At 70.6% G+C, this 14,189-nt stretch carries 8 protein-coding genes; 4 read left to right on the forward strand and 4 right to left on the reverse strand.

Annotated features, from left to right (window positions below; genetic code table 11):
- Nucleotides 1-77: 77 nt before the first annotated feature.
- Complete coding sequence (locus tag GTY96_RS06685) at nt 78-1,403, forward strand: flavin monoamine oxidase family protein (RefSeq protein ID WP_161664217.1); 1,326 nt, start codon at nt 78-80, stop codon at nt 1,401-1,403.
- Between the two features lie 84 nt (nt 1,404-1,487).
- Nucleotides 1,488-2,828: a hypothetical protein gene (locus GTY96_RS06690; protein WP_161664218.1), complete on the forward strand. Its 1,341-nt coding sequence runs from the start codon at nt 1,488-1,490 to the stop codon at nt 2,826-2,828.
- Here GTY96_RS06690 and GTY96_RS06695 read toward each other — a convergent pair.
- The gene (locus GTY96_RS06695) at nt 2,818-3,822 is read right to left on the reverse strand and encodes an EAL domain-containing protein (protein WP_456318756.1); all 1,005 of its coding nucleotides are present in this window, start codon (nt 3,820-3,822) and stop codon (nt 2,818-2,820) included. The two genes, GTY96_RS06690 and GTY96_RS06695, sit on opposite strands and share 11 nt — an antisense overlap.
- Before the next feature lie 99 nt (nt 3,823-3,921).
- Nucleotides 3,922-5,370, reverse strand: coding sequence for an LVIVD repeat-containing protein (locus GTY96_RS06700; RefSeq protein ID WP_161664219.1), 1,449 nt, complete (start codon nt 5,368-5,370; stop codon nt 3,922-3,924).
- Nucleotides 5,371-5,553: 183 nt separating this feature from the next.
- Here GTY96_RS06700 and GTY96_RS06705 point away from each other — a divergent pair, with 183 nt between their 5' ends.
- Nucleotides 5,554-9,144: a PD40 domain-containing protein gene (locus GTY96_RS06705; RefSeq protein WP_161664220.1), complete on the forward strand. Its 3,591-nt coding sequence runs from the start codon at nt 5,554-5,556 to the stop codon at nt 9,142-9,144.
- Nucleotides 9,145-9,165: 21 nt separating this feature from the next.
- Here GTY96_RS06705 and GTY96_RS06710 read toward each other — a convergent pair whose 3' ends face one another.
- A complete protein-coding gene (locus GTY96_RS06710) occupies nt 9,166-9,636 on the reverse strand; it encodes a hypothetical protein (RefSeq protein WP_143899762.1) in 471 nt (156 codons plus the stop codon).
- Between the two features lie 356 nt (nt 9,637-9,992).
- On the opposite strand from GTY96_RS06710, the gene GTY96_RS06715 reads away from it, so the two are divergent.
- Nucleotides 9,993-11,807, forward strand: coding sequence for a CotH kinase family protein (locus GTY96_RS06715; RefSeq protein WP_161664221.1), 1,815 nt, complete (start codon nt 9,993-9,995; stop codon nt 11,805-11,807).
- Nucleotides 11,808-11,829: 22 nt separating this feature from the next.
- On the opposite strand, the gene pbpC is transcribed toward GTY96_RS06715, so the two are convergent.
- Nucleotides 11,830-14,187: a penicillin-binding protein 1C gene (gene pbpC / locus GTY96_RS06720; RefSeq protein ID WP_143899277.1), complete on the reverse strand. Its 2,358-nt coding sequence runs from the start codon at nt 14,185-14,187 to the stop codon at nt 11,830-11,832.
- Nucleotides 14,188-14,189: the final 2 nt, after the last annotated feature.

The following is a 14,189-nucleotide window of genomic DNA, read 5'->3' on the forward strand; positions in this document are numbered from 1 at the left end:
TCGCGGTCCGCTGTCATCTGGCGGGCCGCGGGTTCTTGTCCCTGGTGGAAGCTCCGCGAGGCCGGAGCAGGAGCTGCATGGACCGAGAGGCCGACGTCATCATCCTGGGCGCGGGGGCCGCCGGGCTCTGCGCCGCCGAGCGCCTGATGCGCAAGGGCCTGCGGGTCATCGTGTTGGAGGCGCGGGACCGCGTGGGCGGACGCGTCGTGACCCTGCGGGACACGGTGGCCGACGTGCCCCTGGAGCTGGGCGCCGAGTTCGTCCACGGCAGGCCCTCCCTGTTGCTCCAGCGCATCCGAAGGGCCGGGCTGACGGTGAGCCCGTGCAATGACACATACGCGCTCCTGTGGCGGGGCAAGCTGGGCGACGCCGGAGCTGCGTTCTCATTCCAGGAGGCCCTGGTGTCGGCGAAGGCCCCCGACCGCCCGATGGCGGAATGGGTGGAGGAGCAGGCTCGCACCCGGAAGTGGCCTCCCGTGGTCCGCGCGATGGCGCGCTCGTATGTGCGGGGCTTCTACGCCGCGGATCCAGACATCGCGAGCACGCTGGCCATCGCGCGAATGGAGCAGTCCGCCTCCTCGGCCGGGGGCACGACGCCGTCCCGAGTGCTGGAAGGCTACGACCGCGTGCTCCACGCGATGGCCGAGAAGCTCTTCGCGACGCCGGGCGCGCTGAACCTGAACGCCGTGGCCGAGGAGGTGCGCTGGAAGCCGGGCGCGGTCCACGTGCGGGCCCGGACCCAGCAGGGCACGCCGCTCGGGACGTTCCAGGGAACGCACGCGATCGTGACCCTCCCCGTCGGCGTGTTGCAGGCGCGGCATCCCACGCCGGGCGCCGTGCGCTTCGTGCCCCGCGTGCGCGAGCATGAGCGCGCCTGGAACAGGTTGGAGATGGGGCCCTTGGTGAAGGTCCTGCTGCGCTTCCGCACCGCCTTCTGGCGGGAGCAGGAAGACACCGCGCGCTTCGGGTTCTTCCACGCGCCCGAGTCCTCCTTTCCCACGTGGTGGACGCTGTCGCCCCACCGGCGGACGCGACACCTGGTGGGCTGGAGCGGAGGCCCCACCGCCGCCGCGCTGTCCCGGTTGAGCGAGAAGGCCGTGCTGGCGCTCGCGCTCCAGGATCTCTCCCGGCTCTTCCACCGCTCCGTGCGGGACCTTCACGCGCAGCTGGAATCGTGGCGCCCGCAGAACTGGCAGCACGAGCCGTACACGCGCGGCGGCTACGCGGTCATCCCCGCCGGAGCGATGGACGCGGTCGACACGCTCGCCCGGCCCGTGGGCCAGACGCTCTTCTTCGCGGGCGAGGCCACGCATGTGGGCGGCGAGGAAGGCACCGTGCATGGCGCGCTCGAGACGGGTCGGCGCGCCGCGGACGAGCTGCTGGCCCGACGCCGAAAGGCCTGAGCGTCAGCCGCCTTGCTGGCGGGCCAGCAGCCGACCGGGACTGGGGATGCTGTGGAAGCGTTCGCGCGTGAACATCTTCACGGCATGCGCCTCTGGATCGCCATCGTCGCGGGATTGAGCCTTGGACAGGCACAGGACGTGGAACCCCTTCCCCCGGAAGATCCGTCCGTGACGGATCCGGCCGCCGCGGCCCTGCAGGATGCCAACGAACAGGCCGCGAGCGACGAGGATGGCGCACGCCCCCCGGAGGGATACGGCTACCAGGCACCGTCGGATCCAACCGAGGGCACCTACTCCGACCCGGTTCCCTTGCTGCCCGATGGCGACACGCCCGTCACTTCGGGGCAGGTCGCGGTCCAGCAATCCCAGACCTATGTCCCTCCCCCCGTTCCCACGGTCTTCGAGCCGCAGCCCTCACCCGATGAATCGGCCGGATCCGACAATCAGGCGCAGTCGGGCACGGGCGGCGCGGGCTCCGCTTCCACCGCGGCCCCGTCCGACACGGACACGGGCGCGGGCTCCCCTTCCACCGCGGCCCCGTATGGCACGGGCGCGGAGGCCCCTTCGACCGGGAGCGGCACCGCCGCGGGCCCGTCCGACACGGGCGTGACGGGAACGCCCCCCTCCGCTGAGCCCACCCAGACCGCCGCGCCGGGCTTCGGCGGGACGGTGGATACGGGCGCGACCGGCGGCTCCGGCGCCGCGGGCACGACGGGGCCATCCACCACGGCCCCACCGGCGGCGGCCCATGCGCCGCCGTCAACGGGAACGACGGCTCCTGATCAGGGCGCGACTCCGAGCGCGCCCCAGCCGAACCAGACAACGCAGGCCACACCCGACCAGGGGCAGGCGCAGCCCCAGACGGCGCAGGCCGCCCCTGCCCAGACAGACCAGGGGCAGGCGACGACGGTCCCGCCGCAGGGACAGCCCCAGCCCCCCGCCGAGGAGCTGGACCGCCTGCGCCAACGCGTGGCCGATCTCGAGCAGGACGTGGCGGACCGCGACGCCCTGGCCACCGAACGCACGCAGGCCGTCCAGTCGCAGGTCGATACGCATGAGCAGCGCGCCTACGACACCGAGCGTGCCCGGCAGCAGCGGCTGGCGCGGATCCAATCCGGGGGCCAGTGGATGCTCGCGGCGGATCAGGCGCTGGAGCAGGGCGAGCTGAGCGTGGACAACGCCTTGAGCATCGCCGACCAGGACTTCTCCGTGGTTCGCTCGAGTGCCTCGGCCGAGGGCCAGGGCACGGTCGTCGTCCAGTCCGACCGCATCCGTGCGCAGATTGCCCTGGCCCGGGATGCCGCCAGCCGCCGGGACATCTACGCCGCGCGCATCGCCCTTCAGAACGCCGGGGACGAGCTGCGGCTGGCGCGGAGCGCGAACCTGCAGCGGCCGAGCACGTCCAACACCCTGCTCAATCCGTGATGCGGGGGGTGGACCGGGCCGGGACGTCCGAAGGCCTCGCGATGAGGTAGCCCTGCACGAAGTCCACGCCGTGTCGGCGCACCCAGGAGAGCTCCTCGGGGGTCTCGATGCCCTCGGCCACCGTCTGGATGCCGAGCTGCCGGGCGATCTCCAGCAGCTTCTGCACGATGGACGCCTTGTAGGGGTCCGCGTGGACGCCTCGCACCAGCTCCATGTCCAGCTTCATGAACTCCGGCCGGAGCTGGTGGATGAGGTTCAGCGACGAGTAGCCCGCGCCCAGGTCATCCAGCGCCACCTTGAAGCCCGCCTGCCGGTAGAAGTCCACGATGGCGCGCAGGTGCGCGGCGTTCGCGGCCCGGTCGGACTCGATGATCTCGAAGACGACGTGTGACTCCGGGATGCCCGCCTCGCGGATGGCGGCCACCGTGGAGCGCAGGCAGTGGGCAGGGTCGTAGATGGCCGTGGGCGTGAAGTTGATGAACAGGTGCGTGCGCAGCTGGTGTCGCACCGCCTCGCGGATGGCGGTGGTGCGCGCGGCCAGGTCCAGTTGGAAGAGCAGGTCCGCCTCGCGGGCCGTGTCGAACAGCCGGTTCGGAGGCACCAGCGCGCCGCCTGCGTCGCGGCCGCGCAGGAGCCCCTCGTGCGCGAAGATGTGGGAGGTGTCCTGGGCGTGGACGATGGGCTGGAAGAACGTGGTGAGCCGCCCCTCCGCCAGCATGTCCACCAGCCACCCCGACTGCTGCAGCGTGGTGAGCCGCTGCAGCGAGTCCACGCGCGGGAAGTCCGCCATGCCCGGCTCGGAGTCCCCGGGGACGAACAGCGCGCGCGTGCCCCGCACCTCTTCCGCCGTCAGCACGTTGGGCAGGTGCGCGGAGAGCTGTCGCAGACCGCCCTGCCCCATCCCCACCACGACGCACTGCGCGTCCGCGCGCAGTTGGTAGCTGCCGCCGGATTCGCGCAGGTGCGCCACCAGCTTGCCCAGGCTGTGGCCCAAGGGCGGCCAAAGAAACAGCCGCCCCGGTTCATCGGGCGTCCCGGGCAGGGTCTGGCAACGGCCGCATCCGTTCGGCGGGGTCATCAAGCAACCTTGGCGTCACGGGGTGTGGCGGAAGATGAGCAGCCCCCTTGACGTATCCCACCCATACACCAGGCCGCCCGCCACGTGCACGCCCTGGAGGCCCTCGAAGAAGGACAGACCCCGGCCCGAGTCGGTCTCGTTCCAGGTGTTGAAGTAGCCCGCGGGCTTCAGCGTCCCCAGCGTGGACACGTCGTAGACGCGCAGGCCGTCCTGGTAGTTGGCCACGTAGAGCGTCGTGCCCGACAGGGCCATGCCGCCCAGCGACGCCTGCGGCCGCAGCACCAGCTCCCCACGCTGCACGATGGCCTCCGGCAGGGTGGCGTCCAGCGCCAGCAGCGAGGAGCCCCACGCGTCCGAGCCCTGGAAGACGGTGACGGCGTCGCCATTCTTCCCCACGGCCAGGCTGCTCGTCGAGGGACCGCCAAAGCGGCCCATCAGCTTGGGCGCCTTCGTCGTCGCCACGTTCGCGACGTTCGACACCGTCACGCCGTAGCTCCAGTTGCTCACGTAGAGGCGGTCGTCCTGCGTCGCCAGCGCGTAGGGGTATTCCCCCAACGAGGCCGAGGAGCCCTCCACCGTGTAGCGCACCACCACCACCGGCGCTTCCGGCTGCGTCACGTCCAGGACGATGACGTCCGACTTGGGCTGGGGCGACGCCACGTAGAGCAGGTTGCCGTCCTTCGCCATCGCGTCCACGCGCACCGTCTGGTCCGCGAGCACCGTCTTGCCGCAGCGCGGGGCCTCGGGGCTCGTCGACAGGTCACAGATGCGGACGCCCTTGTCGTATGTCCCCAGGTAGAGCGTCGTGCCATTGACAAGGGCGGTGGTGAAGATCTCCGCGGCGAACTTCTGCTCGGAGGCGAGGACCGGGTGCGCGGGGTCCCTCACGTCATAGGTGAAGAAGCCCTCCTCGCCCGCGAGCACGTACGCATACCCGCCCGCCGCCACCACGCTGGAGGGCTTCCCCTTGGGAAGCGTCGCCTGGCCCACGAGTTCCACGTGGTTGGCCTCGGCCTCCCCTTCGCGCCGCGTCACGCGCATCGCGGTGAAGGTGCCCTGACGCACCGTCGTCCCGTTGCGGCACACGCGCGCGACGCCCAGCACCGTCCCCGGCCCGGAGGCCTTGCAGCCCGAGAACGCATAGCGCACCGCGGAGCCGTCCGAGCCCGTCACGTCGCTGGCCAGGTAGAAGGTGTCCGGGGTGATCTGCTTCGTCGTCATCGCCAGGCCGATGAGCAGGGGATCCCCTGGGGAGAAGCGGATCGCGGAGGGCCCCGTGTAGCCGTCGTCGAACTGGATGTTGGTGTTCCAGACGCCTTCGGCCTGGACTGCACTCAACGTCGAACGGTCACAACCGGTCAGGTCGATGGCTTCAACCTGACACTCGGCTTTGTTGTCGGAACTGTCCTTGCCACAACCGATGGCAAGGACCGCGGTAGCAGCCAGCAGAGAGAGGCGATTCATTCCCTCCTCCATACCGGGCGATGCCGACCGGAGCCAAGTCCCGTGGTTCGTTCCGAGGGGGAAGAGCCCTGACGTCCACCGCAACGCAAAGAAACAAAAGGACCGCTTGTGCGTTTGCGGTGAGAGAGGGAGCCTTCCGTCGGGCCCTTGATACGCCTGTCTCCTCGCCTTACGAGGTGCTTTTTGAACCCCCGTCCGCACGTGGTCGCCGTGCTGTTGGCCCTGCTCCTTCCGGAGCTCGCGCTGGCCCAGGTCTTCGTCGTTCCCCGTCGCGCGGGGAAGACGCCCGTGAACAGCTACGATTTCGAGTGGCGGCACATCGACATCCTCGTGGGCCCCGGCGCGACCGGCGTCGCGAAGCCCAGCGCCCCCTCCGCGCATGATCAACCGCCCGGGGTCCAGGGCGGCGCCATTCCTCAGGCGCCCACCACCTCGCCCCAGACGAGCGACACGCAGTCTCCGCCTGCCCCGCCGGAGGTCAGCCCCTCCGGACTGGGCAACACGCCGGCCCCGAGCGAGGGCAGCTCGAAGCTGGGGGGCGTGACGTTGGACATGACCCGGACGGACGCGGGCAGCGCTCCCCCCAGCGTCGAGGGCCTGTCCGACGGCGGCATCCCGCCCCCGGGCGTGGTGGCGCTGGCGGACGGCGGCGTGGCGGGAGACGCGGGCACGATCGCGGGTGCCACCGGAGCCGACGGCGGCGCGGTGTTCTCCGGCGCACCGCTGCTGCTGGGCAACTCCGACGGCGGCTTCAACTACACCTACGCGAAGGACCTGGGCACGAAGACGGGCGGCGTGCGCTTCTACTTCTACGAGCGCGAGCGCGAGGTGGCGGAGCGCGCGGCGCCCATCATCGAGGACGCGTACCGGTACCTGGTGGATCAGTTCAAGTACGTCCCCACGCAGACGTTCCCGTACATCCTCTACAGCAGCTACGCGGAGTTCCTCCAGACGAACGTGTTCGCCGTCTCCGAGGGCACGCTGGGCGTCACGTCCACGGAGGACCTGAAGCTGTCCCTGCCGTACCTGGGCGACCACCACCTCTTCGAGGAGATCAGCACCCACGAAATGGCGCACCAGTTCACCATCCAGAAGGTGCGCACCGTGGCCGAGCAGGCCAAGACCTTCGGGGATCCGCTGGGCGGCTATCCGCTGTGGTTCATCGAAGGCCTGGCCGAGTTCTACGCCAAGCGCGGGTTGGATCCGGAGGCGGAGATGATGGTCCGGGACCTGCTGGTGAACCCGGACCTGATGAAGGGCTATGCCTTCCTCGACTTCTTCTCCCCCGGCCCGTACGGCTACCTGTGGATCTACAAGGTCGGTCAGGCGCGCGTGGCGTTCCTGGAGGACGAATATGGCGCGGGCATCACCCAGCGCCTGCTGGAGGAGGCGCCCCGGCTGGTGGGCGGCTCGCGCGACTCGCCGTCGCTCAAGTTCGAGGAGCTGCTGGAGCGGCTGACCGGTGACGACCCCAAGCGCGTCTCCGCGCGGTTCGAGAACTGGCTCAAGCGCCGGGCGTTCAAGACGTACCTGGACTCCGCGCAGACGGCGCCCGCGCTGGACTCCCTGGGCGAGACGCCGGGGATCGTCACCGCGATGGCCAGCGGTCCGGATGGCAACGTGCTGGCGCTGCGCACCATCGTGCCGGAGACGGGCGAGAGCCGGCTGTACCTGGTGGATCCGCGCGCGCCGGAGAAGACCGTGAAGGTCGCGGGCGACGGCGTGCCGGGCATCGAATCGCTGCACCCGGTGTCGGGGCGCAACTTCGCGCTGACCAAGGACAAGCTCGCGTTCGTGGCGGAGCGCACCGGCCGTGACGTGCTGTACGTCCAGGACTACGTGCACCTTCAGGAGAAGAAGACCACGGACGTGCTGGTGAGACGCTCGGCCATCCGCACCGGCATCGGGCACGAGGTGGGCTTGAGCGTGAAGCTGGAGACGGGCGACCGGCGCCAGTACCGCATCGACAAGCAGGGCGTGCTGGCCATCTACTCACCGGCCTTCTCTCCGGATGGCCGCTACGTGGCGTTCATCGGCATCAACGACGCGGGCCTGCGCGATGTCTACATGGTGGACCTGACGCAGGGCACCGACGCGAAGGTCCGCAAGCTCACCGACGACGTCTTCGCGGAGCGTCAGCTCACCTGGGGACCGTCCGGCATCATCTACACGTCGGACGCGACGTCGCACCGCAAGTACAACCTCTTCCGCGTGAAGCCGGACGCGCCGCTGGGGCAGGCCGAGCGGCTCACCACCGAGGAGCGCGACGAGGCGGATCCGCTGGCGCTGCCGGATGGCCGCGTGTTCTTCGTGGCCTTCAACCAGAGCAGCTCCGACCTCCACGAGCGGCTGTCGGACGGCCGCATCGTGCGCCGCACCGACCTGACGACGGGCGTCTTCGAGCCGGGCGCCGGCCCCGACGGTGGCTTGTGGATGCTCTTCCACATGTCCGGCGAGCGGAAGCCGTCCCTGCTGCGTCCGCCGCGCATGCTGTCGCTGGAGGATGGGAAGGAGCCCGTCGCGGATCCGCCCGCTCCGCTGGCCATCCACCCCCTCACCGACGCGCTGGCCTACCGGCCCTTCAAGCGCGAGAACATCGAACTGGGCCCCATCTTCGGCTTCGCGGGCGCGGGCGGCGGTGGCTTCGTGGGGCAGGTGTTCGCCTCCGCGTCGGACCGGCTGCGCGACCACCAGCTGGTCCTGACGCTGGCGGTGTACGGCTCCTTCGAGCTGACGGACGGCCTGCTGCTGTACGTCAACGACTCGAAGCGCGCGACGTGGGGCGGCGGTCTGTTCCAGTCGCTGCGCTTCCGCATCGACAAGACGTTCAACTACCTGCCGGCGGAGCAGCGCCCGTTCTTCGTCTCGTCGGAGCGCTACTTCGGCGCGTTGGGCAGCGTGCGCTACCCGCTCAGCACCTTCTTCTACCTCCAGGGCGACCTGAGCATCGGCGGCACGAAGTACTTCCTGGATGACTTCAGCGAGTTCATCTTGAAGTTCCCGGAGCGCAATGAAGCGAACCAGGATCTCCTGTCCGTGTGGCGGGCTGACAACCAGCACATCCGCTTCCAGACGGAGCTGAGCGGCCGCATCGGCTACGACACCATCAAGTACCACTACGCGACGGGACCGCTTTCGGGCAGCTCCGTGTTGCTGGAGGCCACCGCCGGCGTGCAGCCCTTCGACGGGCAGGCCTACGGCAACCTGCGCCTGGACGCGGAGCGGTACTTCCCCATCTACGGCCGCACCAACTTCTTCGCGCGCGTGGGCGCTGGCACCACGGTGGGCGGCCGCTACGCGCGCTCCTACTACCTGTCCAGCTTCGACACCCTGCGCGGCGTGAACTTCGGCGACGAGCGATGGCTGCTGGGCCAGCACTTCGTCTACTCCACGCTGGAGGCACAGCTGCCCCTCAACGACATCATCCGGGTGGCCTTCCTGAGCGACCTGGAGGCCATCGTCGCGCTGGACGCGGGTGGCGTGGGCGACGGCGCGAGGGACCTGTGGGACCACCGCGTGCTCGATGCGGTCATCGGCGTCAACCTGTCGCTGGGGCCCCTGCTGCTGCGGCTGCACTTCGCCCGGCCGTTCGACATCAAGGCCGCCGCGGGCAAGCCCGACGACGGCTGGGTGACGAACTTCTCCATCGGCGTCGCGGGCCTCAACGGCTTCTTCGACCAGAAGGACACCGGCAGGCGGCCGGGGCCCTCCACGCCGGGTCCCGCGTTGATGCCCGCGCTGGGCGGCGGCTACACGACGCCCATGGTGCACTGAGCGGACGGCACGGGCGCTCCCCTAGGACTGCGCGGCGACGAGGGCGGCGTTGGCGCGAGCCAGCGGCCCCCCGTCGTTGGGGATGCGCTCGAAGTCCCCGCGCAGGGCCTTGATGGCGAACTTCTCCAGGTCGATCTCCCGCCGGGTGCGCACACCCAGCGCGCGCACCAGCGCGGACAGCGGCCCGAAGCCGGTGATGCCCTGTTGAAAGAGCAGCGCCAGCGTCACGCCGCTGAGCACCCGCCAGCCACGTCCGCCCCGGCGTCCCAGGAGCAGGCCCACCAGGGCCAGCGCGGAGCCCCCCACGCCCAGCGCGCGGTGCATCTCCCACTCGTGCTCCAGCTTTTCGAGGTACCGGCTCATCTCCGCCCGGTCCGCCCGCTCGGCCATGCAGCGGACGCAGGACTCCACGTGGGCGTCGATGCGCCGGTTCACCGTGGATGGCGCGTGGATTCGCACGGTGTCGCTCGAGGTCTGGTTCCAGGACTCCATCATCACTCCCTTGTCGGACTCGGGCCGTCCTCCAGCCTGCTCCCAGCAAGCTAGGGCCGACGCACCCGTCCGTGCACAGCGCGCCTCACGGTCGCCGACGCCCGGTTGCTCGCCCCGGGAGCGATGGCGTCCCCGCCTCCCACAGCCAAGGACGCTCAGGCAGGCGAGGCGCCTGCCTCTCACGCGGTCCGTCAGGAGTCCGGACAAGGGCAAGGGAGCCTTCCAGGGAGGGAAATCGTTTTCCTCCCGCGGGGTGTTGGCGGGCCTGTGCAAGCCCCGCCGCGCCCTCCTTCGTGGCGGCGAGGGGCGCTTCTGGCGCGTGCCAGGGAGGCATGGCGCTTGCTCATGCGCCGGGAATGATGCGTTTACGACTCCTGCTCAGCCTGTCGATGCTGTTGGGCGCTTGCGGTCCCTCGGGGCCCGATGCTCCACCGCCCGCCGTGACGGATCCCGGCATCACGGATCCCGGCACGACGGAACCCGACTCCCAGGATGCCGGCACGACGGATCCGAACGCCACGGATGGCGGGACGCCGGACGCGGGGCCCGTCGATGGCGGGACGCCGGATGCGGGGCCCACGGATCCTCCGCCCGTGCCGGAGGTGGAGCGGCCCTACACGCTGCCGAAGCTCCAACCGCGGATGGAAGAGTACGCGCTCGTCATCCCCCCGGAGGCGATGGCGAAGTTCCAGGCCGATCCGTGGACGGAGGACCAGGACGCGACGTTCCAGGCCAACGGCCAGACGCTGCCGGTGAAGGTGCGGCTGCGCGGGGCCTCCGCGCGCTTCTTCGACAAGAAGAGCTGGAACGTCAGCTTCGTGGACAAGACCCGGTTCCAGGGGCGCACGTCGCTCAACCTCATCGCCGAGTACGCCGACGCGTCGATGATCGCGGAGAAGATGGCCTACGACCTGCTGGCGGCGATGCGGGTGCCGGCGTCCCGGACGACGTACGTGCGGCTCACGGTGAATGGCCACTACGAGGGCGTGTTCCTGGAGGTGGAGCAGATCAACAAGGCCTTCCTCAAGGCGAACGCGTTCCCGGACGACGATGCGTCCATCTACCGCGCGGGCTGGAAGGACACCGAGTTCAAGACGTGGAAGGTGCCCTACCAGGGCGACTGGGTGAAGAAGACGAATGAGAGCGAGCCCAGCGACGCGCTGTGGGCGGTGCTGGACGTCATCAACCACACGCCGGAGCCGCAGCTCGTCGCCGCCCTGGAGAAGAACCTGGAGGTGGAGTCCTACGTGCGCTCCATGGTGATGGACGCGCTGATGTCCAACAACTACGTGGAGGACTCCGAGAGCTACTTCCTCCAGGACAAGATCACCGGCCGCTGGCGCTACGTGCCGTGGGACCTGAACAACGTGGACGCGCGCTGGTGGTACGTGAACACCGTGGAGAACATGTCGCAGACCACCAGCAACATGAAGCATCCGTTGTTCAACTTCACGCTGCTGGATGGCTGGGTGGAGCAGATGTATCAGCAGCGCAAGCTGGAGACGGCCAGCTACCCGGGCTACCTGCCCGTGTTCTCCAACCTGGGCACGCGCGTGGTGATGAACCCCGTGCTGCGCGCCCGGCTGGAGGCGCGGCTGGACAAGGCGCTGGTGGAGCTCTTCACCCCCGAGGTGATGAACCCGTACATCGACGCGCTTCACGCGCTCATCGGCGACTCCATGCGGACCGACCCGTACATGGACCCCGCACGCTTCGCCGCGGGCAAGGCGTACATGAAGCGCTTCGTGCAGGTGCGCCGGGACTTCGTGAGGGCGGAGGTGAAGCGGCTGAAGGAACAGCAGCCCACGTTGCTGCTGGAGGCGTTCGACCCGCGCGGGGGCTGGGTGGAGGTGGCCAACCACGGCACGCAGGCGGTGTCGCTCGAGGGGATGACCCTGACGACGAACCTGCGCGTGAGCCTGGCGGCGGGCGACCATGCGCCCACGAAGGTGCAGGCGCCCATGGGCGCGGTCCTGGGCAAGGTGACGGTGGCGCCGGGCCAGACGGTGAGGATCAACGGCTCCGCGCTGGGCATCACCTTCCCCGCCCGTGGCGAGGTCGGCCTGTTCGACGGCAAGTCGGTGGTGGGCGTGAAGGACCTGCTGTTCTACGGCGAGCTGCCCGCGGGCCAGCACTACGCTCGCGGCGAGGCGGGCTGGGAGGCGCGCTGAGTCGCCGCGCGGGCGCCGGCCGTCACCGGCGCTCGCGCACCACCAGCGTGCGACGGGCGGTGAGGCCTCGGTCGTCCGTGACGAGGATGTCGTGCGTCCCCACGCTCGGCCGCCACCAGAGGCGCTCCGCGGCGCGCGCGGTTCCCAGGACGGCGCCATCCACGAACCAGGTCAGCTCCCGGTCGTGCGCGGCCTCCGCCTCCAGTGGCACCTTCTGCTCCTCCGGGGCCATGCCGGGGATGAGCAGCGCCACCTGCCCCTCCGGCGGGGAGAGGATGAGGGGCGTGTCGCGCTCGCCTCCCGCCACACAGCCGGGCGCGAGCGGAGGCGGTTCGGGCAACTGCCGCTGCTGCTCCGCGAGCCACCGCCGCAGGCTCGAGGGCCACGTCAGGTAGACGCGCATCTCCGTCCGGCGGCCCTCGCGGCAACCCGGCCCCACCGCCAGGCCCGCATCCACGTCGACTTCCACGCGGTGGTGGTAGGGGCACGGCGTCGTCGGCACCGCCGTGCGCACCGCGTCCACCCTCTTGCGCTGCGTGCAGGCCTCCGTGGGCAGGTGCCCCGAATACGCGCAGACCTCCACGCTCACCAGGTCCTTCGGCGGCGCCGCGTCCTCCTCTTTCAACGTCGTCCCGCGCGGCCCCACGCCTTCCAGGATGTCGAACAGCAGCGGGGCCGCGTTCTCCGCTCCGACCAGGTGCACGCTGGAGGCATGATCGAAGTTGCCCAGCCACACCACCGCCGTGTGCTTCGGCCCCGAGCCCGCCGCCCATGCGTCCCGGTTGCCGAAGCTCGTTCCCGTCTTCCAGTGCACCCGCGCCGGCAGGCCCGTGAGCCGCCGCCGCTCCGGGAAGTCCGGCCGGTCGCGCAGGGACAACGCCTGCCGCGTCAGCCACGCCGCTCCCGGTGACACCAGCGCATGCGCCGTCGTCGGCGGCGCGTCCTCGGTGAGCACTCGCAACGGCCTCGCCCGCCCATCCCCCGCCAGCGCCAGGTACACCCCTGTCAGCTCCAGCGGCGTCAGCTCCAGCCCGCCCACCGCCGCGGACAGGCCGTAGTGGCCCGGGCGCGGATCCAGGCCGGTGACGCCCGCCTGCCGCAGCGACCCCAGGAAGCCCTCCACGCCCACCCGCTCCAGGAGCCGCACGAACGGCAGGTTCAGCGACTGCGACAGCGCGGACTCCATGCGCACGAGCCCCTGGAAGCGCCCGTCGAAGTTGCGCGGCTGGTAGCCGCCATACGCCACCGGGATGTCCGGCACGAGCGTCTCCGGCCCCACCAACCCCTGATCAATCCCCAGCGCGTACAAGAGCGGCTTGAGCGCCGACCCCGGTGAGCGCGGCGTGGCGAAGCCGATGATCTGCCCGCCGTTCCTCGCGTCGAAGAAGTCGAAGTTGCCGACGAGCGCGCGCACCTCGCCCGCCTCGCGATCCGCCACCACCACCGCGCCGTTGTGGATGCCCTGCCGCTCCAGTCGCCGGGCCGAATCCGCCAGCGTGCGCTCCACGAACCGCTGCGTGCCCGCGTCCAGCGTCGTCGCCAGCCACGACGTCCCCGGCCGCTGCGCCTTGAGCCACGCCGCCGCGTGCGGGGCCTCCCTTGGAAAGGGCCTCAGCGTGTCCGGCACCGGCGTCGCCCGCACCTCCGCCAGCACCGCGCCGGACTCCACCCCGTCCACCACCAGCCCGCCGGACTCCAACAGCCGGGCCGAGATGTCGTCCCGGGCCGAGCGCAGGCGGCCCAGGTTCTCCGGCGACGGGTAGCGCCGGTTCGGGTTCTGCGGCACCGCCAGCAACGTGGCGATCTCCGCCGGGCTCAGGTGCTGCGCGGTGTGCCCGAAGTACGCGAGCGCCGCCGCCTCCACCCCCTCCACGTTGCGCCCGTAGGGCACGAACTGGAGATATGCCTCCAGCACCTCCTGCTTCGTCAGCCGCACCTCCAGCTGCGCGGCGCGGAAGGACTCAACCACCTTCGAAGTGAACGTGCGGGGACGGGGCTCCAGCACGCGCACCAGCTGCATCGTCAACGTGGAAGCCCCCGACACCCGCCGCCCCCGGCTCAGGTTGAGCCCGAGGGCGCGCAGGGCCGCGAGCGGATCCACGCCCGGGTGATGGAAGAACCGCTTGTCCTCCAGCGCGAGCAGGGCGCGGACGTAGGCCCGGTCGACGCGGTCCTTCGGCGCGGGGATGCGCCACCGCTCGTCCGGGGCGAGGAAGACGTACGCGGGCGCCCCGTCCCGGTACGCCATCACCACCGAGGGGGGCGCCGCCAACCGCTCCGGCAGCGGCACCCACCATGCCGCCAGCAGGCCCGTGCCCAGCAGCACGAGCCCCGCCAGCGCGCCCCCCACCCACTTCTTGTCGAGACGCACGCGACGCATGG

The organism is Corallococcus silvisoli (assembly GCF_009909145.1).
GTDB lineage: Bacteria > Myxococcota > Myxococcia > Myxococcales > Myxococcaceae > Corallococcus > Corallococcus silvisoli.